The organism is Pseudomonas fakonensis, from assembly GCF_019139895.1.
In the GTDB taxonomy this organism is placed as follows: domain Bacteria; phylum Pseudomonadota; class Gammaproteobacteria; order Pseudomonadales; family Pseudomonadaceae; genus Aquipseudomonas; species Aquipseudomonas fakonensis.
Genome location: NZ_CP077076.1, coordinates 1,906,016 through 1,930,251, shown reverse-complemented (window position 1 = coordinate 1,930,251; position 24,236 = coordinate 1,906,016). Strand labels below are relative to the sequence as shown.

The window sequence follows — 24,236 nt, the reverse complement described above, 5'->3', positions numbered from 1 at the left end:
TGTCTGCCACAAGGCCCGCGTGAAGGGCAACCACGACCAGTGCTCCAAGATCCGCCAGGCAGCTGGCTTCATCATCAGCCGGAGGCCTACGGCATGAATATTGACCTCATCAAACTGAAAGCCCTCGCCACCGCCGCTGCCGCCAACCAATATGATGCCGTGGCCCTGAATGACTACGGCATGGCAGTACCGCCCGCGACGGTGCTGGGCTTGATCACCGAGATCGAGCGCCACCGCCAGGTAAACGCCGAGGGCTGCAAGCCCGACAGCAACATCCTGCTCTCCGGCGTCCCCTGCGCCGGTGCCGCGCCTCGCCGCAGCCTCGACGAAGCGGAGGGCTGTAAGCCCGACCTCAACTTCCAGCTCCTCCTGTTGGCCGCAAGATCCTGCTCTCTACTGGAGGACTGGGTCCAACACACCAGCGCGAGTGACCAGGGCCTCAACGACCAGATCAAGGAGACCCGCGAGCTGCTTGAGGCACAGAGCCCAACCTGGAGCACTGCAGTCCGAGACCTGCTGGCTGAACGGCGCCGTCAAGTTCGCGAAGAGGGCCGCACCCTTGGGCATGACGACCAATACACCTGGGGGCAACTCGCCCAGGCTGCAAGCGCCTACGCATTCTGGGCTGACCCTAGGGGCGCCCGCCAAGACGATCACATTGACTACCTCAATTCAAAAGAAGTAGGACTCTGGCCTTGGGCGAAAGAACACTGGAAGCCAACCAGCCAGCGCTTTATGCTCATCAAGGCCGGCGCTCTGATCCTGGCCGAGATCGAGCGGCTTGATCGTATGCCCAAAGGCGAGGCAGAAGCATGAACACGGCCTTTATGCTGATGGCGCAGTACAACGGCGTGGCAATCATCTCGATTGACCGTGTGTGCACTGACTACTTCACCCACCTGACGCCGGATATGTTCCAGCGCAAGGTGCTGGCCGGCCAGATCAAACTCCCCATCACCCGATTGGAAGCCAGCCAGAAAAGCGCGAAGGGTGTCCACATTGCCGACTTGGCCCTGTACTTGGACCAACAAAGAGAAGCTGCGCTTAAAGAATGTGCGCAGCTGAATAGAGGACTTAAAGCCGGCTGACTACTTCACCCGGGCGCCCAGAGTTACCGGCGCCCGGATAACTTGCTCCAACCACCTCCAGTCCTTGTAACGATCCCCCCGCCCACGCAAGTGGGTATAGCGCCGCAGCGAGTTCCAATCGCGGTGACCTGACACGCTCGAAACCCTCGGTATATCCCAGTCCATTTCAAACAGCCGGCTCACTCCCTCATGGCGCAAGTCATGAAAGTGCAGATCTTCAATACCCTTCATCTTGCACGCCTTCGCCCAGGCCGTACCAATTGAATCAGTGTTGTAAGGGAAGATCTCCGGGCACTCTCGCGGCATGCTGTGCACGATCTGCCAGGCCTCGTCTGGCAAATGGCACCAGACGTCATTGCCGATCTTCTGGCCGGGGTTTTTCATATCGCGGACCTTCACCGCTTGTCGGTGCTCATCCAAGTCTTCCCATCGGATGCGGGTGATTTCATCCATGCGCCGCGTCGAGTAGATGGCAAAGGCTACGACCTTGGGCATGTGAATGACTGTCGGCCTGCGCTGCAGCATCTCGAAGAAGTGCTCTATCACCAGGTCAAGCTCATCCAGCGTCGGGCGCCGATCCCGCTCACGGCTCTTGAGGTTGTATCCGAACTGTTTCAAGACCAACCGCGCGTCCGCCATCGCCTGGGGATCGATCTCATAACCCCACGCCGCCCTGGCCAGCGAAAGCACCGACCCCAGATGCGCCATATCGTTGCCGGCCGTCTGGGGCTTGATCCCTCCCCCCTCGGCGCTCATACGCCAAAGCGCATAGTCCACGAGCACCTGCTGGGAGATATCGGAATCAACTCTCTCCCCAAGCGGGCTTCGCTTGATGGCTTCCAAGGTGCGTCGCTTGGTTTCCCCGAGCGGCCGGGCTTTCTCGGCCTCGACCAGGTAGCGGCCGATCATGTCCTTGACCTTGTGCCCCACACGACTGGCGCGCTCGATCGCACCAGGTTCTGCCAGCTCCGTCTCCCGTCGCTTTGCCCAGGCCACAGCGGCCTGTTTACGGGCGAACGTCTGGCTCTCTTGGTAGACTGTGACCTTGTCGCGGTTGATGCGAATCTGAGCGGTGTAGCTGATGGTGCCATCGGCTTTCTTGCGCGGTCTGATCGTTGCCATAGGAAATTGGTACACGTCGTTGGTCGATTGGTACATTGTACCAAGCGCTTGGTAAAAACGCCCCAAAACCCCCGAAAATCGGTACGAAACACGTTGAACGAAAACACAGCAAAACCAAGCTCAAAGCCAGAAACGACGCGCCATGAGCCGTCCCGCCGGTTCAGCGTTGCGCCGATGATGGACTGGACTGATAGGCACTGCCGCTTTTTCCTACGCCTGCTATCAAAAAACGCCCTGCTCTACACCGAAATGGTCACCACCGGCGCCCTGCTGCACAACGACGCCAACCGCTTCCTGCGTCACGACGCATCCGAGCACCCGCTGGCCCTGCAACTGGGCGGCAGCGTGCCGGCGGACCTGGCGGCCTGTGCGCGGCTGGCCGAGCAGGCGGGGTATGACGAGGTCAACCTCAACGTCGGCTGCCCCAGCGACCGGGTGCAGAACAACATGATCGGCGCCTGCCTGATGGGCCACCCGGCGCTGGTGGCCGATTGCGTCAAGGCCATGCAGGACGCGGTGAGCATCCCGGTGACGGTCAAGCACCGCATCGGCATCAATGGCCGCGACAGCTATGCCGAGCTGTGCGACTTCGTCGGCCAGGTGCGTGATGCGGGCTGCCGCAGCTTTACCGTGCATGCACGCATCGCCATCCTCGAAGGGCTGTCGCCCAAGGAAAACCGCGAAATCCCGCCGTTGCGCTATGACGTGGCGGCGCAGCTGAAAGCTGACTTCCCGGAGCTTGAACTGGTGCTCAATGGCGGTATCAAGACGTTGGAAGAATGCCGCACCCACCTTGAAACCTTCGACGGGGTGATGCTGGGGCGCGAGGCGTACCACAACCCCTACCTGCTGGCCGAAGTGGACCAACAGCTGTTCGGCAGCACGGCGCCGGTGGTCAGCCGTGCCGAGGCGATGGAGCGGCTGCGGCCTTATATCGTCGCGCATATCGAAAGCGGCGGCGCGATGCACCATGTCACCCGGCATATTCTCGGGCTGGGGCAAGGCTTCCCGGGCGCGCGGCGGTTCCGCCAGTTGCTGTCGGCGGATATTCACAAGACCGACACCCCGTTGGCGGTGCTGGACCAGGCGGCGGAGCTGCTGCAGGGGCGCTGAGGGAACCTGGGGTGGGGTTTTGGATCGAAGGCTTATCTTGCGGTGGCCCTGTGTAGGTGGGGCTGCTGCGCAGCCCATCGCGGGCAAGCCCGCTCCTACAGGGGGCGGGTTGTTTGCGGGGGCCTTTGGCGGGCCTTGAGTGGCCGCCGGGGCTCGGGTAATGTCGAGTCATTGCACAGGACAGAGCACGCCCATGACTTCCAAGCTGGAACAACTCAAGCAGTTCACCACCGTGGTTGCCGACACCGGCGACCTGGACGCCATCACCCGGCTCAAGCCGGTGGACGCCACCACCAACCCGTCGCTGCTGCTCAAGGCTGCCGCCATCCCTGGTTACGCCGACCTGCTCAAGCAGGTGAAAAGCGACGCCAAGGGTAATGTCGATCTGGCCTGCGACAAGTTCGCGGTGGCCGTGGGCGCTGGCATTCTCAAGGTGATCCCGGGGCGTATCTCTACCGAGGTGGACGCGCGGCTGTCGTTCGATGAGCCGGCGCTGCTGAAAAAGGCCCGCCAGCTGATCGAGCTGTACGAAGCGGCCGGCATCGGGCGTGATCGTGTACTGATCAAGCTGGCGTCCACTTGGGAAGGCATCCGCGCCGCCGAGAAGCTGGAAAAGGAAGGCATCCAGACCAACCTCACCCTGCTGTTCTCCTTCGCCCAGGCCCAGGCCTGCGCCGATGCCGGGGTGTTCTTGATTTCGCCGTTCGTGGGGCGCATCTACGACTGGTACAAGAAGAGTACCGGCAAGGAATACACAGGCGCCGAAGACCCGGGCGTGCAGTCGGTCACGCGCATTTACGACTACTACAAGGCCAACGGCTACAACACCGTGGTGATGGGCGCGAGCTTCCGCAACATCGGCCAGATCGAACAGCTGGCCGGCTGCGACCGCCTGACCATCAGCCCGGAGCTGCTGCAGAAGCTTTCCGACGACCAGGGCGAACTGCCGCGCATCCTCAAACCGGGCAATGCCGGCGAGGCCAAGCAGGTGCTGAACGAGAGCCAGTTCCGCTGGGGCATGAACGAAGACGCCATGGGCACCGAGAAGCTGGCCGAGGGCATTCGCCAGTTCGCCCGCGACCAGGAGAAGCTCGAAAAGCTGATGGCCGACAAAGCCTGATACATATTCGGCTTGATCGACGGGTGGGGAATGCCGAGCATTCTCCGCCCGTTTTTCGTTGGGGTGGAGAATCACCGGCTGAACTGGGCCCTGTGGGAGCAACTGTCTTGCTCAATTTTTAAAAGCCGACTCGATTCTTGTGGGAAGCGGCCTTGTGTCGCGATTGGGCTGCGCAGCAGCCCCGGCGATTTTGCAGGATGCCGATATTCTGGGGCCGCTGTGCGGCCCATCGCGACACAAGGCCGCTTCCCACAGGATTGCACAGAGCCTGAATCTGGCGCTGTACCTGTAGGAGCCGGCTTGCCGGCGATGAGGCCGGCACAGGCAAGACATTTACTCCTTCTCGACTACTTACCCCATCATGTTTCACCTAAATAAATGACCCCTGCCGCCCCACTCCCCCTCGTCCTCGCCGGCCCCGTACTGCGCCGTCTGGAGCCCCAACGCCTGGCCATCTGGCTGGTGGGCTCGCAACCCTTGCAGCCCGCATTCCACCTCAACTGCCCAGGCATCACCCCCAGCCTGCATTGCCACACCCTGCCCGTGGGCGAACACGCTTACATTCACCTGCTGGACATCCACTTCGACCACCCGCTGCCGTTCGATACAGCGCTGCCCTACGACCTGCGCCTGGCCAACGGCCAGGGCATCGCCGACTGGGCGCCGCACCTGCTGTACCCGGGCACCAGCCTGCCGAGTTTCGTGCTGCGCGAACGCATGGACCACCTGCTGCATGGCTCCTGCCGCAAGCCCCACCACCCGGTGGCCGACGGCCTGCTGTGCGCCGACCGCTTGCTGGCCGCAGGCCGGGCGCCCGCCGAGCGCCCGGCGGTGCTGCTGATGACCGGCGACCAGGTGTACGCCGACGATGTCGCCGGCCCGATGCTGCGGGCCATCCATGTGCTGATCGAGCGCCTGGGGCTGTTCGACGAGGCGCTGGACGGCGCCCTGGTGGCCAGCGGCGCCGAGCTGTACCGGCACCCGGCCTGCTACTACCACCGCGCCGACCTGCTGCCGGCGCAGCAGAGCAACCAAACCCTGCGCGAGCGCTTCTTCGGCGGCAAGCGCAAGCCGATCTTCTCGTCCAGCAATGCCGACAACCATCTGGTGACCTTCGCCGAGGTGATGGCCATGTACCTGCTGGTGTGGGCGCCGCAACCGTGGGCGCTGGTGGATATGACAATGCCGGAAGGCTTGGCCGAGCAGCACCAGGCGCGTTACCAGCACGAGCTGCCGCTGATCGAGGCGTTTCGCGAAGGGCTTGGCCAGGTGGCGCGGGCCATGGCCCACCTGCCCTGCCTGATGATCTTCGATGACCACGACATCACCGATGACTGGAACCTGTCGGCGCAGTGGGAGCAGACGGCCTATGGGCACCCGTTTTCGCGGCGGATCATTGGCAATGCGCTGCTGGGGTATTTGCTGTGCCAGGGGTGGGGGAATGACCCGCAGGGGTGCGCCGCACTGGTTGCCGGATGCCAGGAGCACTTTGCCGGCCTATCGCGGCGCAAGGCCGCTCCCACGCAGGCGACGAGTGATGAGCATGGCCAGGATGCGCTGATTGGCGAGTTGCTGCGCTTTCAGGGCTGGCAGTACGAGCTGCCAAGCAACCCGCCCCTGCAGGTACTGGACACCCGCACCCGACGCTGGCGCAGCGAAAGCAACCTGGGCAAGCCTTCCGGGTTGCTGGACTGGGAGGCGCTGTGCGAACTGCAACAGGGGCTGCTCGACCACCCTTCGGCGATTATCGTGTCGCCGGCGCCGATCTTCGGGGTCAAGCTGATCGAGACCGTGCAGCGGGTGTTCAGCGCCCTGGGCTACCCGCTGCTGGTGGATGCCGAAAACTGGATGGCCCACCGCGGCGCGGCGCAGGTGGTGCTGAACATCTTCCGGCATTCGCGCACGCCGGGGCATTACGTGGTGCTGTCGGGGGACGTGCACTACTCGTTCGTCTACGAGGTGCTGATCCGCCACCGCCAGCACAGCCCGCACCTGTGGCAGGTGACCAGCAGCGGTATCAAGAACGAATTCCCGCGGCGCCTGCTGGATGTGCTCGACCGCCTCAACCGCTGGCTGTATTCGCCGCGCTCGCCACTGAACTGGTTTACCCAGCGCCGGCAGATGGAGGTGGTGCCGCGGGTGCCCAGCCATCGCAAGGCAGGCGAGCGGTTGTGGAACAGTGCGGGGTTGGGGCAGGTGCTCTTCGATGAACAGGGGCGGCCGGCGCGGGTGTTTCAGCTCAATGCCAATGGGGCGCCGGCAACGGAGTTCGTGCAGCACTGAGGCCATCGCAGGGTTCACACAAGCTACAAGCCTGCGCGATCCCTGTGGGAAGCGGCCTTGTGTCGCGATGGGGCGCGAAGCGGCCCCAAGGCCTGGGCCTCATGCAAAATTGCCGGGGCTGCTGCGCAGCCCATCTCGACCGGACGGCGCCCCGGCGAGGCCGCTTCCCACAAAGACCGTGTGAAATCAACGAGTTGTGATTTGTTCCATAGGAGCCGGCAAGCCGGCTCCTACATGGGCCGCGCAGACAGACGATCAGGAACGCTCGAGCGCGCTCACCAGGTCATGGAACGCTTCACGGTTGGAGTCGTTCAGGCCCATAAGGATCTTGTGCGCCTCCAGCACCTTGGAGCGCACCACATCCTCGTTCTGGTCCTGCGATGGCAGGTCGGTCAAGCACTCGGGGCACGGCACCGGGCGGTCGACGATGTTGAACACCTGGTCGAAGCCCATGGACTGCAGCAGGCGCGAGATGTCGGGGTTGGTGGTGACCACGGTCGGCAACAGGCCGACCTTCTGCCGGGACAGGATCGACAGCTTGGCCAGCAGGCCCAACGTGGTGCTGTCGATGCTCTCGGTTTCGGTCAGGTCGATGACGATGGCCGAGAAGTTCAGCGCGGTGAAAATCTTCTCGATCGTCGCATCCAGCGCCGAACACAGGGTCAGGCGCACTTCACCGACAAATTTCAGAACGAAGGTGCCGCTCTGTTCGGCGAACTGGATTCTACCAGTAGTCATTCAAGGTTCCTGCTCAACACCAATAGGGCGATATCATCCGGCATCTCCCCAAGCGTAGCCAATCCGAAACGTTGGCGCAGCCCCTCCAGGCTGCCCCCCGCGGCCTTGACGATTTCCGGCAAGGACGCTTCCTTATCTTTGAGTGTGGGCCCCGGCAAAAGGTCCAGAATACCGTCAGACATCAGGGTCAGGCTGAACTGCGGCGGCAGCTCCAGCACCTGGTCCTGGTAACTGGCTTCATCGAACAGCCCCACCGGCAGGCCACGGCCTTCGAGGTAGCGCGCGTTACCCGGGGTGTACAGCACCGGCAGCGGCAAGTGGCCGCCCACGCTGTAGGTGAGCAGGCCGGTATCCTCGTCGATGACGCCACCGACCATGGTCACATGCTTGCCCAGCTTGCAGTTGATCAGCCCGCGGTTGATGTGGCTGAGCACTTCCGAGGGCTTGAAATCGCGCATCTTGCCGCTGCGCTTGAATTCGAACAGCAGCCGCGTGGTCATGAACTTCAGCAGCACGGTAACGAACGCCGATGACGCCCCGTGGCCGGACACATCCGCCAGATAGAAGGCGATGCGCCGCTCGTCGACGCGAAAGTAATCGGCAAAGTCGCCAGACAAATACAGCGACGGGATGATCTGGTGCTCGAAGCGGTACTCGCCCACCGTACGCGGGCTTTCCGGGAGCATGTTCATCTGCACCTGGCGCCCGGCGTTCTGGTCTTCCTGCAGCAGGTGCAGGCTGGCTTCGAGCTCGCGGTTGGCGGCTTCGAGCTTGTCGCGGTAGCGCTGGTTCTCGAGCACCAGGCGCGAACGGTCCAGTGCACGGCGCACCGAATGCTCCAGCACGGCGAGGTCTTCCAGCGGCTTGATCAGGTAGTCGGCGGCGCCCAGGCGCAAGGCCTCGACCGCATCGCTCATGACCCCGGCACCGGACACCACGATCACCGGCAGCTGCGGCGCGCGCTCGCTGATGCGACGGATGAGTTCGAGGCCGCCCATCTGCGGCATGCGCAGATCGCAGATCACGAGGTCGGGCTGGTGTTCTTCGAAGACCTGGAGCCCCTGCTGGCCGTTGCCGGCCTGGAGGACGCTGAAGCCGCTGTCTTCCAGATAGGCGGCGAGGCTGGCACGGACCACGTCGTCGTCATCGATGATCAGCAGCGTTGCACTGGTTTTCTGCATGTGGGCGAACGGCGCCAGATTTGGTTGGCGTAGCAGCTGTGGGCGTACCGACAGACGGCTACTGGAATGCTCTCTAGCCACTCTCTATTTGAGTTGTAGGACAAGAAGACTGGTCCGGCAAATAGGGAGGTGCCCTGTAAGGCGCTGACGGTACTCCCATCCGCCTGGCGTTTCAAGCGCAGGAAGGTAGACTTCCCTGCACTTTACAGGGCAAATCGCACAGCGTTATAAGAAAGCTGTCCAGTGCAACCAGAATGAAGGATGCCGGCATGTCCCAGCGTGATTACAGCGAGAAACGCGATTTCATCCGCATGCGCGTCGACACCGAGGTGACCCTTTTGCATGAGGGCCAGGTGATCGCCGCCACCTGCATCGACCTGTCCAGCAGCGGCATGCAGGTAGAGGCGCCGCAGCGCTTTCAGGTGGGTGACCCGCTAGAAGTGCGCATCGATTCGGACCTGGCCGCGCTCAAGGGCCTGCATGCCAGTACCGAAGTGGTGTGGATCGCCGACCAGCCGGGGGGCGCGCAGAAGTTCGGGCTGCGCATACTGGCCATGCATTGAGGGGCCTGTCACCAAGCAATGAGCCATGGGCTGGAGACTGAAGCAACTGTCTCGTGCTGCCTGTTCCGGCCTCATCGCCGGCATGCCGGCTCCTACAGGTACGGCGCAGGCCTGAAGATCACGCAATCCCTGTGGGAGCGGTCTTGTGCCGCGATGGGCTGCCTAGCAGCCCCAGCAATTTTGCATGATGCCGAGATCCCGGGGCTGCTGCGCAACCCTTTCGCGACACGAGGCCGCTCCTACAGGGGTGGTGATACCTGCAGGAGCCGGCTTGCCGGCGATGGCGACTTAGAAGTCGTCCTCGACCTCACCATCCTTGACCTTGAACTCGCGGTTCTGCAGGTAGGCGTTGCGGATGAAGATGTACTTGTCGCCCTGCATCAGCTTCTCGGCCGACAGCAGGCTGGCGCGGGTATCGACCGCGTCCACGGCGAAGATCGTGTTGCGGGTCGGCACGTGGTCGATGTAGCGGTAGGGTTCGGTGTAGGTGTCCGGGTACTTGGCCAGGCCGTCACGCACGGTGCTTGGGCCAAGCAGCGGAATTACCACATACGGGCCGCTGGGCACGCCCCAGTAGCCGAGGGTCTGGCCGAAGTCTTCGTCGTTGCGCTGCAAGCCCATCTTGGTGCCCACATCGAAGAAACCACCCAGGCCGAAGGTGGTGTTGACGATCAACCGCGCGGTGTCGATGCCTGCCGCACGTGGCTTGAGCTGCAACACGTTGTTGGCCAGGTTGGTGACATCCCCCAGGTTGCGGAAGATGTTGTGGATGCCATCTTCGAGAAACTGCGGGGTGACCGCCTGGTAACCCTGGGCCAGTGGCTTGAAGGCGTAGGTGTCCAGGGTGTCGTTGAACCTGAAGACCGGGCGGTTGACCGCCTCCCAGGGGTCGTCCTCGGTGGCCGCCTGGGTAGCTGCCAACGGCGCCAGCAACAGGCTGGCGCAGACACAGGCCTGGGTGATTCGCTCGATCACGCCGGCACCGATCCTACGCATAGATGTTTCTCCATCGGAATTCAGGTCTGCAGCCGCCCGTGGGCGCTGCGGGTCAAAGGGCCAGTATAATGGCTTGTTCGCTGTTTAATAGCTTCACACACTTTTGCTCAACATTTTGTGAACAACTGTTGCGGTCATCTGCTGGTAACAAAGCCTGGCTAGCCTGTGGTGTATTTCAGGGAAGTGACCATGCACGATGCACCCGCCCCCACCGCTGTGCTGTTCGGCTTGCGCGGTTGCCTGGTCCAGGCCGCGAACGGCACGCCCCTGCCCGCCCCCGGCGCCCTCGAATCCCTCGCCAGCCTGCGCGCCCGCCAGGTGCCGTGCATCTGGCTCGACAACCTGAGCCCGGCCCAGGGCCGGCAACTCACCCAGGTACTGCCCGACTGGCTGCCCGGCCAGCCGGCCAACGGTTGCAAATGGCCGGCGCCGAACGCCTGCTGGCAGGCTCTGATGGCGCTGCAAAGCGCACGGGTGGACGGCTGCGTACTGGTCAGCGGCGAACCGTTGTTGCTGCAGTCGGGCCTGAACGCCGGGCTATGGACGGTGGGCCTGGCGGCCTGCAGCCCGTCCTGCGACCTCAGCTCCAGCCAGTGGCAGGCGATGACCGCCCAGGAGCAGGAACTGGCCCGGGGCAAGGCCACGGTCGAGCTGTTCAACCTGGGCGTGCATTCGGTGATCGACCACCTGGAGTCGCTCGACACCTGCCTGGCCGACATCGCCCTGCGCCGGCACAAGGGCGAAAAACCCTGAAACATCGGGGTTGACGGGGGTCATGCAAAGCAGCTGCAGGTGGATTACGCTACAAGGCAGGTACGAACCTTTGCCGCTTCGCTGAGGTCCATGCCTTGCCAAGCCATTGATGGAGTACGAACAATGCCTGCCCGCGAACTGCAAGAACGCCTGAACAGCCTGCGCGAGCAACTGGACCGCAACGTGCCGCTATCGGACGAGGAGCTGGCCGCGCTCCACGAAGAAGCCCGGCAGATCGAGGCACAGCTCAAGCTCGAAGAGGCCACGCCGGACAACAACGTGGTGGATGGCGTGAACCTGGCCATCGAACGCTTTGAAGCCGACCACCCCGACCTCACCGCCACCCTGCGCAGCATCGCCAACTCGCTGCATAGCATGGGTATCTGACGACCCGCCCTCTCCTGTAGGAGCCGGCTTGCCGGCGATAGGGCCTGGCCTGCAAACCCAAGATTTGCATCAGGCCGCTGGCGCCATCGCCGGCAAGCCAGCTCCTACAGGGTGCGCGCGCTCCAGGCTTTTTTATTCTTACTGGCGCACCAACCGCACATTCTGCGGGCTGAGCGGCCCGGTGCTGCGGTACGGGTTGATGTCCAGCCCACCGCGGCGCACATAACGCGCATACACGGTCAGGTGCTCCGGCTGCAGCAGCTTCTTCAGGTCCAGGTAAATGCGCTCCACGCACTGCTCGTGGAAGTCGGCATGCTGGCGGAAGCTGATCAGATAAGTCAGCAGGCTGGCGTGGTCCAGCGCCTTGCCCTTGTACTCCACCACCACGCTGCCCCAGTCCGGCTGGCCGGTCACCGGGCAGTTGGACTTGAGCAGGTGGCTGTGCACGGTTTCTTCAACCACACGGTCCGCCGCGCAGCGCAGCAACTCGGGCTGCGGTTGCTCGTAGTTGCTGATGCTCACATCCAGCGCATCGATGCACAGGCCCGGCAAGGCGGTCACGCCCTGGGCCTCAATTTGTGCAAGGGTGCTGACCTTGACCGCGACCGGCTTGCCGGCAGCGGCAGACAAGTCCTTGACCAGGCACGCCTGCAGCGCCTCGATCGACTCGAACACGGTCTGGTTCAGCGAATTGAGGTACAGCTTGAACGACTTCGACTCGATGATGTTCGGCGAATCGCAAGGGATGGCGAACTCACCGATGGCCACCACCGGCTTGCCCGAGGGCAACAGCCACGACAGCTCGAAGCAGTTCCAGAAGTCCACGCCCTGCCAGGGCAGCGCATCGCCGCTGACACCCAGCTCGGCCCACTTGGCCAGGCGCGGGATGGGGAACAGCTGCTCGGGGGAGTAGGTGGCGATGTACTCGCTGGACTTGCCCAGCGGGGAATGTTCGGCGGCGGGATGCATGGAAACTGACCTAGAGGTTCGAAATTGCCCCTAGTCTACCGGTTTTGCACCCCGCCTTGGAGCGCAACTCACTCGATGGTCAGCGGCCCGACCATGCCGGCCTGGTAGTGCCCGGGCACGTTGCAGGCGAACTCGATGGGGGCAGACTTGCTGAAGGTCCAGGTCAGTTCGGCACGCTGGCCGGGCTGCACCAGCACGGTGTTGCCAGCGCTGTGGCCATGACCATCACCATGGTTCATCTGGCCATGGTCCATGCCTTCGTGGTTCATGCCCGCAGTAAACAGTTTGCCCTGCATGGCGACCATCTCTTTCTGGTGCTCGGCATGCATGGCCTTGTCGCCCAGGTTGAATTCGTGGGGTAGCTGGCCCTGGTTGATCAGTACGAAGCGCACGGTTTCACCGGCCTTGACCTGCAGGCTTTTGGGTTCGAAGGCGATGTCCTTGAGCAATACCTCGACAGTACGGGTGGCCTTGCTGGCCGACGCCGGCTCGCCAAAGGCAAAACTGCCTGCCAGGGTCGGCAGGCTGACCAGCGCGAGGGCGGCGGTGAGGAACAGGTGTTTCATGGGGTGGCTCCGGAGCGTGCGGGGATGCAGCCATTTTCAGAAAGCCCGGCTGGCAGCTGGCTGACAGGCAGATTACAACTTTGTCAGCTTGGGCAGGCGGCGGGATCGTCACGTATCATTTCGCCAACGCCCCCTGCTGCCGCTCAAGGCCTTGAAACAGTGAACAGCCCATGAAACTCTTGATCGTCGAAGACCAGGCCAAGACCGGCCAGTACCTGGCCCAGGGCCTGAGCGAAGCAGGCTTTGCCACGGAGCTGGCCGCCGACGGCGAAACCGGCCAGTTCCTGGCCCTGACCGGCGACCACGACCTGCTGATCCTCGATGTGATGCTGCCGGGGCGCAACGGCTGGCAGATACTGCAGGCCGTGCGCCAGGCAGGGCTGGGCACGCCGGTACTGTTTCTCACCGCCCGCGATGCGGTCGAGGATCGCGTGCACGGCCTGGAACTGGGCGCCGACGACTACCTGGTCAAACCCTTCGCCTTCTCCGAGCTGCTGGCCCGGGTGCGCACCCTGTTGCGCCGTGGCGCCAGCGCCAGCCAGGACAACACCCTGACCCTGGCCGATCTGCGCCTGGACCTGATCCGCCGCCGCGCCGAGCGGGCCGGCGCACGCATCGACCTCACCGCCAAGGAGTTCGCCCTGCTCGAACTGCTGCTGCGCCGCCAGGGCGAGGTGCTGCCCAAGTCGCTGATCGCATCGCAGGTGTGGGACATGAACTTCGACAGCGACACCAACGTGATCGAGGTGGCCATCCGCCGCCTGCGCCTGAAGATCGACGATGCGCACCCGCTCAAACTCATCCATACCGTGCGCGGCATGGGCTACGTGCTCGAAGAGCGCGCCGACTGATGCGCCGCCTGTCATTGGGTGCGCGCCTGGCACTGTTGTTCGCCGCCTGCACCGCCAGCGTGTCGCTGGGGGCTGGCCTGCTGTTCAGCCGCGCCAGCGCGCAGCACTTCGTCGAACTCGACCAGCAACTGCTCAGCGGGCGCCTGTCACTGATGCGCAGCCTGCTGGACGGCGCTACCAGCGCGCAATTACTGCAAACGCGCCTGCCGGCGGTGCTCAACGAGCTGAGCCATCAGTCCGACCTGGCCCTGCGCGTACGCGGCGGCGATGGCACGCTCTGGTTCGACAGCCGCACCGGCCTGCCCGACGACCCGCGCCGCCCGGGCCTGGCCACCGTACACGCCAGCGATACCGACTACCGCAGCCTGACCACCGCGCTGGCCGATACCCCGCCCGGCGCGCCGCAGCTGACCCTGTTTCTCGACATCACCCACCACCAGCACTTCCTGCAGGGCATGCAACGGCTAATCTGGCTCACCGTCGGGCTGTCGGCCCTGGCCACCGCGCTGTTGGGCGCCTGGGCCGCGCGCCGCGGGCTCAAGCCGTTGCGCCAGATGGGCAAGGTGGCCGCCAGCGTCAACGCCCGCTCGCTGACCACCCGCCTGCCGGTGGAGCAGATGCCTGAAGAGCTTGCGGAATTGGCCGGCACGGTCAACGCCATGCTGCAACGCCTGGACGATGCCTTCCAGCGCCTGTCGGCGTTCAGCGCCGACATCGCCCACGAGCTGCGCACGCCGCTGTCCAACCTGCTGACCCACACCCAGGTCACCCTCACCCGCCCGCGCAGCCTCGAGGAGTACCGCGAGGCGTTGCATGGCAACCTGGAGGAGCTGCAATGGATGGCCCAGTTGGTCAACGACATGCTCTACCTGGCCAAGGCCGATCACGGCCTGCTGATGCCCAACCGCCAGCCACTGGCGCTGGAGGCCGAGGTCGATGCCTTGCTGGAGTACTACGCGCCGCTGGCCGAAGAGGCCGGGGTGCAGCTGCAGCGTGAGGGAACGGCGGGCTTCGAGGGTGACCGGCACATGCTGCGCCGGGCGTTGTCGAACCTGCTGGACAACGCCCTGCGCTTTACCCCGACAGGGGGCGAGATTCGCGTGACATTAGGTGAAGGGCCAAGCATCAGCGTGGCCAATACCGGCCCGGCCATTGCGCCTGCGCAACTGGAGCGGTTGTTCGACCGGTTCTACCGCGCCGACCCGGCGCGCCAGGAAGGCAGCAGCGAGCATGCCGGGTTGGGGTTGGCGATCACCCGCTCGATCGTGCAGGCCCATGGCGGGCGCATTCGGGCGCAGTGTTCACAAGGGTGGACAAGGTTCGTGATCGAGCTGGCCTGAAAGCATCGCGGGGCAAGCCCGCTCCCACGCCATTGCATTCACCCAGGCGTGGGAGCGGCCTTGCCCCGCGATAGTGCTACAGCGCCTTACTCGTAACGCAAGGCCATCGCCGGCTCCACCTGGGACGCGCGGTATGCAGGGTAGATGGTCGCCAGGAAGCTCATCACCAGCCCCGCCGTGCAGATCAGCGCTACATCACCCCATTGCAACTCTGACGGCAGGCTGCTGATGAAGTAGATGTCGGAGGTGAAGATGTGCTGGCCACTGACCCGCTCCAGCCAGCCGACCACCGCGCTCACGTTGATCGCCAGGATCACCCCCAGCACCCCGCCAATCAGCGTGCCGACGATGCCGATCAGGCTGCCCTGGACCATGAACGTGCCCATGATCTGCGAAGGCGTGGCGCCGATGGTGCGCAGGATGGCGATGTCCGGGCCCTTGTCGTTCACCACCATCACCAGGGTGGCGATGATGTTGAACGCCGCCACCGCGATGATCATCATCAGCAACAGGCCGATCATGGTCTTTTCCATCTTCATGGCGCTGAACAGGCTGCCCTGGGTGTGCGACCAGTCATCGGCGCGATAGCCCTGGCCGAGCCCGGCGGCAATCGCCTTGGACACCTGCGGCGCTGCGTACAGGTCGTGCAGTTTCAGACGCACCCCCTGCACCTGGCCCGGGGCCCAGCGCTGCATTTCGGCGGCGTCGGCGATGTGAATATAGGCCTGGGAGCCATCCAGCTCGGCGCCCACCTTGAAAATGCCGGCCACGGTCAGGCGCTGCATGCGCGGGGTGATACCACCCGGCTCGCTGCTGACCTCAGGCACGATCAAGGTCAGCTTGTCGCCGGTATTCAGGCGAAAGCGCCGCGCGGTCAGCTCGCCGATCACCACGCCGTATTCACCCGGCACCAGGTCCTGCAGGCTGCCCTGGACGATGTGCTGGGTAACGATGGAGACCTTGCCCTCTTCGGCCGGGTCGATGCCGGCCACCTGGATCGGCTGCATCGCCCCGCGGTAAGAGAGCATGCCTTCCATCTCGGTGATCGGCGCTGCAGCCATCACCGCCGGGTTGCCTTCGGCAGCACCGGCCACTTTGCGCCAGTCATCCAGCGGCTGCTCGCCGAGGATCGCGGCATGGGGCACCAGGCCCAGCACCCGCGAGCTCATCTCGCGTTGGAAGCCGTTCATCACCGACAGCACCGTGATCATTGCCAGCACGCCAAGGGACAGGCCGATCATCGAGGTCATCGAAATGAACGAGATGAAGTGGTTGCGGCGCTTGGCACGGGTGTAGCGAGCACCGATGAACAAGGGCAAGGGTCTGAACATGAACTGGAACACCCAATGAAATAGTGGATCGGGGCGCTTCAGAGCACCCCGCTCAAGCGGCTCAGATCGCCACCAGTCGCCCGTCTTCGAGGCTCAGCACACGGTCCATCTGGCGTGCCAGGCTGAGGTCGTGGGTCACCACCAGGAAGGCGGTCTGCGAGTGGCTCGACAGTTCCTGCATCAGTTCCTGGATACCCTGGGCGGTGTGGTGATCAAGGTTGCCGGTGGGCTCGTCGAGCATCACCAGGCCCGGGCGGTTGACCAAGGCACGGGCGATGGCCACGCGCTGGCGCTCACCACCGGACAACTCGGCCGGTTTGTGGTTCAGGCGGTGGCCCAGCCCTACCCGCTTGAGCAGCGCCTCGGCACGCTCGCGAGCCTCGGGGATTGGCGTGCGGCCGATCAGCAGCGGCATGCAGGCGTTTTCCAGGGCGGTGAATTCCGGCAGCAGGTGGTGAAACTGGTAGACGAAGCCCAGCGCGCGGTTGCGCAGCAGGCCGCGGGCACGTTCGCCCAGCGCCGACAGCTCCTCGCCGGCCAGCCAGACGCTGCCTTGGGTGGGGGTGTCGAGGCCGCCGAGCAGGTTGAGCAAGGTACTTTTGCCCGAACCGGAACTTCCGACGATGGCCACCCGCTCACCGGGGTGCAGCTCGAGGTTGAGCCCCGACAGCACCTGCACCGATTCCGGGCCCTCGTCGTAGCTCTTGCCCAGGTTGCGGCAACTCAACACGGCTTTATCACTCATGCGCGACTCACTCATAACGTAGCGCCTCTGCAGGCTGGGTGCGCGAGGCGCGCCAGGCCGGGTAGAGGGTTGCGAAGAAACTCAGGACCAATGCTGCGCCACAGACCATGTACACGTCCTGGGCCTGGATCTGCGACGGCAGGTAATCGATGAAATACACGTCGGCGTTGAGGAACTTGTGCCCGATCAGTTTCTCGATGCCGGCAATCGCCGCGCTGACGTTGAGCGCGCCGAGAATGCCCAGCACCGCGCCGATCAGCGTGCCGACCACGCCGATCACCGTGCCCTGGACCATGAAGATGGCCATGATCTGCCCCGGCGTGGCGCCGAGGGTGCGCAGGATGGCGATGTCGCCGCGCTTGTCGTTGACCACCATCACCAGGGTGGAAATGATGTTGAACGCCGCCACCGCGACAATCAGCAGCAACAGCAGGCCGATCATGGATTTTTCCATGCGGATGGCCTGGTACAGGTTGCCGTGGGTGCGGGTCCAGTCACGCGGGTAGAACTCCTGCTCGCCCAACTGCTGGGCGATGGCCCAGGCCGCGCGCGGGGCCTGGAACAGGTCGTCGAACTTCAGGCGCAGGCCCTGCACCTGGTCGGGCTTCCAGCGGTGCAGGCGGGACAGGTCGGTGATGTTGGTCAAGCCGAGGTAACCGTCGATTTCGCCGGCCCCGACATGGAAGATGCCCACCACGGTGAAGCGCTTCATGCGTGGGAACATGCCGGCCGGGGTCACGCTGACCTCGGGGGCGACGAAGGTGAGCTTGTCACCCACGCCCACGCCGAGCTTCTGCGCGGCCTTGTCGCCGATCATGATGCCCCACTCGCCGGGCGCCAGCGCATCCAGGCTGCCCTCGCGCACGAAGTTGTCGATGATCGACACGTCACGCTCGCGGTTGGGGTCGACCCCGTTGAGCAGCACCTTCTGCACCTTGCCCTGGTGCGTCAGCAGCCCCTGCATCTGGGTGAACGGCGCAACCGCCACCACCTGCGGATTCTGCTTTACTTTAGAGGCAAGGGCCTGCCAGTCGTTGATCGGCTGGCCGGTCTCAAGCGTGGCGTGCGGGATCATGCCCAGCACGCGAGTGCGCATCTCGTGGTCGAAGCCGTTCATCACCGAGAGCACCACGATCATCACCACCACGCCCAGGGCGAGGCCGATCATCGAGGTGAGCGAAATGAACGAAACGAAATGGTTGCGTCGCTTGGCACGGGTGTAACGCGTACCAATGAATACGAAAAGAGGTCTGAACATGTCGGGGCTTGTTCGGATGAAAGGGAACGTCCTTGTGGCGAGGCGCCTACGGCGGCTTTACACTCGGACCACCGCCGTAACCTTGGGTTCGCCATGACGACATTAGACGAAGAAGATCGCCGCGAATACTACCGCATCGAAGATCGGATCGCACTCCAAATCAGCCCCCTCAGCGCGGCCGAAGCCCTTGAAACAGAACTGTTGCAGGATGATTCACCGCTGTTCAACCTGCTCAGCGAACTGCACCTGTCCGACTTCGAGTCGCAGCATCTGCTGCGCCAGTTGAGCGAGAAGGACCGCACCCTCGCCGCCTTCTTGCGTGCGCAGAACAAACGCCTCGACCTGCTCAGCGCAGTGGTGGCGCACACCCTGATCGGCGAAATCGAAGCGCCGATACCGGTGATCATCTCCGAAGGCGGCATCGAGTTCGCCCAGCAGCAACCCATCGCCGCCGGCACCCGGGTGAAGGTGAAAATGGTGCTGATGCCCCGCGCCCATGGCTTGCTGCTGCGCGGCAAGGTCACCCACTGCGACCGCCGTCCGGACGGCAGCTTCGAGGTGGGCACCGAATTCACCGACATGACCGACGCCCAGCGCCAGTTGCTGGCCCGCTACATCCTCCAGCGCCAGCAGCAGCAACGGCGCCAGGCACTGGAACAGAACGACCCTGCCTCCTGAGCCCACTTCCCCCTGATTTGAAGGAACGAACGTGACCCTGATCTACGGCCACCGCGGCGCCAAGGGCGAAGCACCCGAAAACACCCTGAAGAGCTTCCAGCAGTGCCTGGCCCACGGCGTGACCCGCTGTGAACTGGACCTGCACCTGTCTGCGGACAACGAACTGATGGTGATCCACGACCCGACGCTCAAGCGCACCACCGGCCGGCGCGGCAAGGTGGTGGAGCACACTGCCGCCGACCTGGTCACCTACGACGCGCGCAAGGGCGGGCCGGGCCATGTGCAGCCGTGCCCCATCCCCAAACTGGAAGAACTCTTCGAAAAATGCCCGTTCGAGCACTGGCAACTGGAGGTCAAGAGCGCCTCGCGCACCCGCGCCGCCAGCACCGTGCTGGCGATCCGCGAACTGGCCGTGGCCCATGGCTTGCTGGACAAGGTCACCATCACCTCCAGCTCACGCGAGGTGCTCGGCGCAGCGCTTGAGCTGGTACCGGACGTAAAACGCGGGCTGGTGGCCGAGTACGCCTGGCTCGACCCACTGAAGGTCGCGCAGAACTACGGCTGCGAGCTGCTGGCATTGAACTGGACGCTGTGCACCCCCGAGCGCCTGATCAAGGCCCAGAAGCAGGGTTTGCACGTGTCGGTGTGGACGGTCAACGAACCGGCACTGATGCGCCGGCTCGCTGACTTTGGCGTGGACAGCCTGATTACAGACTTTCCCGGTTTGGCCAAGACCACCCTCGGGTAGGGCTGAAATCGGTCTCCCCGACCGGCTCAGGCCACCGGCCGGAGCCGCTCAAAAAAGCCGGTTCAGGCCGTCGTAGGCAGCTACCCGATAGGCTTCGGCCATGGTCGGGTAGTTGAAGGTGGTGTTGACGAAGTACTTCAGGTTATTCAGCTCGCCCGGCTGGTTCATGATCGCCTGGCCGATGTGAACGATTTCCGAAGCCTGGTAGCCGAAGCAGTGCACGCCGAGGATCTGCAGGGTTTCGCGGTGGAACAGGATCTTCAGCATGCCTTGCGGCTCGCCGGCGATCTGCGCACGGGCCATGCTCTTGAAGAAGGCCTTGCCCACTTCGTAGGGCACCTTGGCCTGGGTCAGTTCCTGCTCGTTCTTGCCGATCGAGCTGATCTCCGGAATGGTGTAGATACCGGTAGGCACGTCATCGACGAAGCGCCAGCTGCCGTTGTCGACGATGCTGCCGGCGGCCGAGCGGCCCTGGTCGTGGGCGGCGCTGGCCAGGCTTGGCCAGCCGATCACGTCACCGGCGCCGTAGATATTCGGCACGCTGGTACGGTAGTTCTCGTCCACTTCGATCTGGCCGCGGCTGTTGACCTTGATGCCGATGTTTTCCAGGCCCAGCTTGTCGGTGTTGCCGGTACGGCCGTTGCACCACAGCAAGGCGTCGGCCTTGATCTTCTTGCCCGACTTCAGGTGCAGGATCACCCCGTTGTCCAGCCCTTCAACCCGCTCGTAGTCTTCGTTGTGGCGAACGGTGATGTTGTTGTTGCTGAAGTGGTAGCTCAGGGCCTGGGAGATTTCCGAGTCCAGGAAGCTCAGCAGCTGGCCGCGGTTGTCCACCAGCTCGACCAGCACACCCAGGCCGCTGAAGATCGAGGCGTATTCGCAGCCGATCACGCCGGCGCCGTAGACGATCAGCTTGCGCGGGGTGTGGCTGAGGCTGAGGATGGTGTCGCTGTCGTAGACGCGCGGGTGGTGGAAATCGATATCGGCCGGGCGGTACGGGCGCGAACCGGTGGCGATGATGATGTGCTTGGCGTTGAGTTTTTCGACCACACCGTTGGGGCAGACCACTTCGATGGTTTGCTCGTCGGCGAAGCTGCCGGTGCCGACGAACACGTCGACGCGGTTGCGGGCGTAGTAGCCGGTGCGCGAAGCCACCTGCTTGCTGATCACCTTCTCGGCGCTTTTCAGCACGTCGGGGAAGGAGAACCAACGCGGCTCGCCGATGGCGCGGAACATCGGGTTGGTGTTGAACTGCATGATCTGCCGCACGGAGTGACGCAGCGCCTTGGACGGGATGGTACCCAAGTGAGTGCAGTTGCCACCGACCTGGCGACGGCTGTCGACCATGGCCACCTTGCGCCCTGCTTTGGCGGCGTTCATTGCCGCGCCCTCACCGGCGGGGCCGGAACCCAGCACCACTACGTCGTAGTTGTAGACAGCCATGCGTACTCCTTCAGAACTGGCCCGCGAGTCACGGTGGCTCGCGGGGCGCGATCATGGCGCCCGCGGCGCCATGCGAAAATTCGGGTGCAGTCTAATCAAGCGTGAACGCCGCGCACATTAACCCTTGGTCGCGTCGTAGGCCACTGTTGCCTGCACTACATGTGTTGCGCCGATTCCCTGGCGGCGATCATCCGTGCCTTGCCTTTCATTCGCCTTTCACCGCCCGTTCGAATGCGGGCGTGCTACGGGAGACGAAGCCACCCTCGGCCCGGGTCACCAACACCGCGGCAATGCCGTGGGCGATGGCGTAGTCCCAACCGCGCTGCGGCCCAAGAATGAGCAGCAGCGTGGAATAACCGTCGGCCAGCAGGGCCGAACCCTCGAGCACCGTCACTGCGGCCAGGTCATGCTCGACCGGGCGCCCGAGGCGGGCATCGAAGGTGTGCGAATAGCGCCGGCCATTGTCCTCGAAATAATGCCGATAGTCACCCGAGGTCGACACCGAAAGGCCTTGCACGGCAATCACCTGGCGGGCGACCTGGCGGTCTTCGCGGGGCAGCTCCAGCGCTACTCGCCAGGCACTGCCGTCGGGCTTGCGGCCCACCGCCTTGAGCTCGCCGGTGGCTTCGGCAAGAAAGCTGTCGATACCCATGGCAGCAAGGCGCGCGGCAATCAGGTCGACCGCGTGGCCAGCGGCGATGCTGTTGAAGTCCAGTTCGATGGCGGCGTCCTTGCACAGGTTGTGGCCTTCGATGCGCAGGTGAGCGTAGCCCACCCGCTGGCGCGCGCGGGCCAGGGCCTGCGGGTCGGGCACATGCATCTCGCGGGCCTGCGGGCCGAAACCCCACACATCGAGCAATGGCTCGACGGTGAGGTCGAAGGCGCCCTGGCTCTGCTGCGCCAGGTACTGGCCGAAGGTGACCAGCTCGAGCATGTCGTCATCGATGGCCAGGCACTGGTGGGCGGGCAGCTGGTTGAAGCGGCTGACGGTGGAGTCGCCGCGGTAGGTGGAATAGTGGGCGTCGATGGCCTGCAGGATGGCCTCGACCTCGGCCTGCACCTGCGCCGGGGCCGGGCCGTCGGGCTTGCGCACGTACTGGATGCTGTAGCTGCTGCCCATGGTCGGGCCGCCGAAGCGCTCGAGGGTGGGGGATGGGTCGCAGCCTGAAAGCAGAAACAGGATGAGCACAGAGGTGGCGCGCAAATTCACTCTCTCGACTGTCTGGACTGACCCTATCGCCGGCAAGCCGGCTCCTACAGGGTATCGCAGCCACTGTAGGAGCCGGCTTGCCGGCGATAGGGCCGGGCAAAAAAAACGGGAACCCGAAGGTTCCCGTTTGTTCAACGCATTACAAGCGGATCAGCGTGGAAACGCTGGCGGGTTCACACCGGCCATGTCTTCCATCACGCGAACCACCTGGCAGCTGTAGCCGAACTCGTTGTCGTACCAGACGTACAGCACAACGCGGTTGTCGTTGACGATGGTCGCCTCGGCGTCCACCACACCGGCGTGGCGCGAGCCGACGAAGTCGGTGGAAACCACTTCCTGGGAGCTGACGTAGTCGATCTGCTTGTGCAGCTCGGAGTGCATGGCGGTCTGGCGCAGGTACTCGTTCAGCTCTTCGCGGTTGGTGGCTTTCTCAAGGTTGAGGTTGAGAATGGCCATCGACACGTTTGGCGTCGGCACACGGATGGCGTTGCCGGTCAGCTTGCCCTTGAGCACTGGCAGTGCCTTGGCAGCGGCAGTGGCAGCACCGGTTTCGGTGATGACCATGTTCAACGGCGCGGCGCGGCCACGACGGCTGCCCTTGTGGAAGTTGTCGATCAGGTTCTGGTCGTTGGTGAACGAGTGAACGGTTTCGACGTGGCCGTTGACGATGCCGTACTGGTCGTTGATGGCCTTGAGCACCGGCACGATGGCGTTGGTGGTGCACGAAGCTGCCGAGATGATCTTGTCATCGGCAGTGATTTCACCGTGGTTGATGCCGTGCACGATGTTCTTCAGCGCGCCCTTGCCAGGTGCAGTGAGGATTACGCGGGCAGCGCCCGGGCAGGCCAGGTGCTGGCCGAGGCCGTCGGCGTCACGCCATACACCGGTGTTGTCGACGATCAGCGCATCGTTGATGCCGTACTGGGTGTAGTCGACTTCGCTCGGGCTCTTGGCGTAGATGACCTGGATCAGGTTGCCGTTGGCGGTGATGGTGTTGTTTTCTTCATCGATGACGATGGTGCCGTCGAACGGGCCATGTACCGAATCGCGGCGCAGCAGGCTGGCGCGCTTGGTCAGGTCGTTCTCGGCGCCCTTGCGCACGACGATGGCGCGCAGGCGCAGGCCGTCGCCACCACCGGTTTTTTCGATGAGGATGCGCGCCAGCAGGCGGCCGATGCGGCCGAAACCGTACAGCACGACGTCGGTGCCCTTACGTGCGTTGGCGCTCTGTTGGCCAACCACCTCAGCCAGCTCGTCACGCACGAACTGCTCGGCGCTGCGGCCATTGCCCTCTTGCTTGAACTTGTTGGCCAGCTTGCCCAGGTCGACCGATGCAGCGCCCAGTTTCAGCTCGCTCATGGCCTTGAGCAGGGGGAATGTCTCGTGGACGGACAGTTCGGTTTCGTCAGTTTGACGGTGACGGGCAAAGCGGTGCGCTTTGAGGATCGAGATAACCGAACGGTTGATCAGGCTGCGGCCATAGATCGAGCTCACCACGTTGTTGTTGCGGTAGAGCTGACCGATAAGCGGGATCATCGCTTCAGCCAAAGCTTCACGATCGATCCACTCACCAAGACACTGGTCGGGCTTCTGAGTCACGGTAACCTTCCACATGTAGGGGAACAAAAAAGGGGCTACATTATGACGCCCCGCGGCGTATCGGGCAATGAGCGCCTGTCGCCGGCCACAACCCCCGTCATCAGGCCCTTTGAAGCCTGACAGCGCGCGCCGTCACCGGTACAATCGACCTCTT

24 protein-coding genes are annotated in these 24,236 nt (G+C 63.8%); 12 read left to right on the top strand and 12 right to left on the bottom strand.

Translation table 11 applies throughout. The annotated features are described in order from the left end of the window. Positions 1–93 precede the first annotated feature (93 nt). Both KSS94_RS08700 and KSS94_RS08695 read left to right on the top strand, forming a co-directional pair. Positions 94–816: a hypothetical protein gene (locus tag KSS94_RS08700; protein ID WP_217842588.1), complete on the top strand. Its 723-nt coding sequence runs from the start codon at positions 94–96 to the stop codon at positions 814–816. After that, positions 813–1,088 (top strand): pyocin activator PrtN family protein, encoded by a 276-nt coding sequence (locus KSS94_RS08695; protein ID WP_217842587.1) that lies wholly within the window; start codon positions 813–815, stop codon positions 1,086–1,088. Before KSS94_RS08700 ends, KSS94_RS08695 begins: the two co-directional genes overlap by 4 nt. Here KSS94_RS08695 and KSS94_RS08690 read toward each other — a convergent pair whose 3' ends face one another. Then, positions 1,089–2,210, bottom strand: coding sequence for a site-specific integrase (locus KSS94_RS08690; protein WP_217843549.1), 1,122 nt, complete (start codon positions 2,208–2,210; stop codon positions 1,089–1,091). It abuts the gene before it with no gap. 93 nt (positions 2,211–2,303) lie between these two features. Here KSS94_RS08690 and dusA point away from each other — a divergent pair, with 93 nt between their 5' ends. The 3 genes from dusA to KSS94_RS08675 all read left to right on the top strand — a co-directional run bounded on the left by dusA (position 2,304) and on the right by KSS94_RS08675 (position 6,726). Further along, positions 2,304–3,323, top strand: coding sequence for a tRNA dihydrouridine(20/20a) synthase DusA (gene dusA / locus KSS94_RS08685; RefSeq protein WP_217842586.1), 1,020 nt, complete (start codon positions 2,304–2,306; stop codon positions 3,321–3,323). A 193-nt stretch (positions 3,324–3,516) separates the two neighbouring features. After that, on the top strand, positions 3,517–4,443 hold the full coding sequence (gene tal, locus KSS94_RS08680; protein ID WP_217842585.1) for a transaldolase: 927 nt from the start codon (positions 3,517–3,519) through the stop codon (positions 4,441–4,443). 378 nt (positions 4,444–4,821) lie between these two features. Continuing rightward, a complete protein-coding gene (locus KSS94_RS08675) occupies positions 4,822–6,726 on the top strand; it encodes an alkaline phosphatase D family protein (RefSeq protein ID WP_217842584.1) in 1,905 nt (634 codons plus the stop codon). Between the two features lie 255 nt (positions 6,727–6,981). Here the strand turns inward: KSS94_RS08675 and rssC are convergent, their stop codons facing one another. Both rssC and rssB read right to left on the bottom strand, forming a co-directional pair. Next, positions 6,982–7,464 (bottom strand): anti-sigma factor antagonist RssC, encoded by a 483-nt coding sequence (gene rssC, locus KSS94_RS08670; protein WP_217842583.1) that lies wholly within the window; start codon positions 7,462–7,464, stop codon positions 6,982–6,984. Further along, positions 7,461–8,645, bottom strand: a complete 1,185-nt coding sequence (rssB, locus tag KSS94_RS08665) for a two-component system response regulator RssB (RefSeq protein WP_217842582.1) — start codon at positions 8,643–8,645, stop codon at positions 7,461–7,463. Before rssB ends, rssC begins: the two co-directional genes overlap by 4 nt. A gap of 269 nt (positions 8,646–8,914) precedes the next feature. Here rssB and KSS94_RS08660 point away from each other — a divergent pair, with 269 nt between their 5' ends. Continuing rightward, a complete protein-coding gene (locus tag KSS94_RS08660; RefSeq protein WP_217842581.1) occupies positions 8,915–9,208 on the top strand; it encodes a PilZ domain-containing protein in 294 nt (97 codons plus the stop codon). 288 nt (positions 9,209–9,496) lie between these two features. On the opposite strand, the gene KSS94_RS08655 is transcribed toward KSS94_RS08660, so the two are convergent. Beyond that, positions 9,497–10,204 (bottom strand): MlaA family lipoprotein, encoded by a 708-nt coding sequence (locus tag KSS94_RS08655; RefSeq protein WP_217842580.1) that lies wholly within the window; start codon positions 10,202–10,204, stop codon positions 9,497–9,499. A gap of 189 nt (positions 10,205–10,393) precedes the next feature. On the opposite strand from KSS94_RS08655, the gene pcrP reads away from it, so the two are divergent. Together pcrP and KSS94_RS08645 are read left to right on the top strand one after the other, a co-directional pair. Next, a complete protein-coding gene (pcrP, locus tag KSS94_RS08650; RefSeq protein ID WP_217842579.1) occupies positions 10,394–10,957 on the top strand; it encodes an HAD superfamily inactivated hydrolase PcrP in 564 nt (187 codons plus the stop codon). A 123-nt stretch (positions 10,958–11,080) separates the two neighbouring features. Beyond that, positions 11,081–11,344 carry a DUF4404 family protein gene (locus KSS94_RS08645; RefSeq protein WP_027919578.1) on the top strand — a complete coding sequence of 88 codons (264 nt, stop codon included), beginning with the start codon at positions 11,081–11,083 and terminating at the stop codon, positions 11,342–11,344. A 138-nt stretch (positions 11,345–11,482) separates the two neighbouring features. Here the strand turns inward: KSS94_RS08645 and queF are convergent, their stop codons facing one another. Continuing rightward, a complete protein-coding gene (gene queF / locus KSS94_RS08640; RefSeq protein ID WP_217842578.1) occupies positions 11,483–12,313 on the bottom strand; it encodes an NADPH-dependent 7-cyano-7-deazaguanine reductase QueF in 831 nt (276 codons plus the stop codon). A 68-nt stretch (positions 12,314–12,381) separates the two neighbouring features. Continuing rightward, the gene (locus tag KSS94_RS08635) at positions 12,382–12,879 is read right to left on the bottom strand and encodes a cupredoxin domain-containing protein (RefSeq protein ID WP_217842577.1); all 498 of its coding nucleotides are present in this window, start codon (positions 12,877–12,879) and stop codon (positions 12,382–12,384) included. A 170-nt stretch (positions 12,880–13,049) separates the two neighbouring features. Between KSS94_RS08635 and KSS94_RS08630 the strand changes: the two genes are divergently transcribed. Both KSS94_RS08630 and KSS94_RS08625 read left to right on the top strand, forming a co-directional pair. Beyond that, positions 13,050–13,730, top strand: coding sequence for a heavy metal response regulator transcription factor (locus tag KSS94_RS08630; protein ID WP_217842576.1), 681 nt, complete (start codon positions 13,050–13,052; stop codon positions 13,728–13,730). Further along, positions 13,730–15,070, top strand: a complete 1,341-nt coding sequence (locus KSS94_RS08625; protein WP_437179996.1) for a heavy metal sensor histidine kinase — start codon at positions 13,730–13,732, stop codon at positions 15,068–15,070. The genes KSS94_RS08630 and KSS94_RS08625 overlap by 1 nt, the downstream gene beginning before the upstream one ends. Before the next feature lie 86 nt (positions 15,071–15,156). On the opposite strand, the gene KSS94_RS08620 is transcribed toward KSS94_RS08625, so the two are convergent. From KSS94_RS08620 to KSS94_RS08610, 3 genes are all read right to left on the bottom strand, one after another. Beyond that, positions 15,157–16,401: a lipoprotein-releasing ABC transporter permease subunit gene (locus KSS94_RS08620; protein ID WP_217842575.1), complete on the bottom strand. Its 1,245-nt coding sequence runs from the start codon at positions 16,399–16,401 to the stop codon at positions 15,157–15,159. A 61-nt stretch (positions 16,402–16,462) separates the two neighbouring features. Beyond that, positions 16,463–17,146 carry a lipoprotein-releasing ABC transporter ATP-binding protein LolD gene (gene lolD / locus KSS94_RS08615; protein ID WP_217842574.1) on the bottom strand — a complete coding sequence of 228 codons (684 nt, stop codon included), beginning with the start codon at positions 17,144–17,146 and terminating at the stop codon, positions 16,463–16,465. A 7-nt stretch (positions 17,147–17,153) separates the two neighbouring features. Continuing rightward, a complete protein-coding gene (locus tag KSS94_RS08610; protein ID WP_217842573.1) occupies positions 17,154–18,404 on the bottom strand; it encodes a lipoprotein-releasing ABC transporter permease subunit in 1,251 nt (416 codons plus the stop codon). A 93-nt stretch (positions 18,405–18,497) separates the two neighbouring features. On the opposite strand from KSS94_RS08610, the gene KSS94_RS08605 reads away from it, so the two are divergent. Beyond that, positions 18,498–19,082, top strand: coding sequence for a PilZ domain-containing protein (locus tag KSS94_RS08605; protein ID WP_217842572.1), 585 nt, complete (start codon positions 18,498–18,500; stop codon positions 19,080–19,082). Positions 19,083–19,113: 31 nt separating this feature from the next. Next, positions 19,114–19,830, top strand: coding sequence for a glycerophosphodiester phosphodiesterase (locus KSS94_RS08600; protein WP_217842571.1), 717 nt, complete (start codon positions 19,114–19,116; stop codon positions 19,828–19,830). A gap of 48 nt (positions 19,831–19,878) precedes the next feature. On the opposite strand, the gene sthA is transcribed toward KSS94_RS08600, so the two are convergent. The 3 genes from sthA to KSS94_RS08585 all read right to left on the bottom strand — a co-directional run bounded on the left by sthA (position 19,879) and on the right by KSS94_RS08585 (position 24,097). Further along, positions 19,879–21,273 carry a Si-specific NAD(P)(+) transhydrogenase gene (gene sthA, locus KSS94_RS08595; protein ID WP_217842570.1) on the bottom strand — a complete coding sequence of 465 codons (1,395 nt, stop codon included), beginning with the start codon at positions 21,271–21,273 and terminating at the stop codon, positions 19,879–19,881. Positions 21,274–21,478: 205 nt separating this feature from the next. Beyond that, positions 21,479–22,393 (bottom strand): FAD:protein FMN transferase, encoded by a 915-nt coding sequence (locus KSS94_RS08590; RefSeq protein WP_437180005.1) that lies wholly within the window; start codon positions 22,391–22,393, stop codon positions 21,479–21,481. 240 nt (positions 22,394–22,633) lie between these two features. Further along, positions 22,634–24,097 carry a glyceraldehyde-3-phosphate dehydrogenase gene (locus KSS94_RS08585; protein ID WP_217842568.1) on the bottom strand — a complete coding sequence of 488 codons (1,464 nt, stop codon included), beginning with the start codon at positions 24,095–24,097 and terminating at the stop codon, positions 22,634–22,636. Positions 24,098–24,236 lie beyond the last annotated feature (139 nt).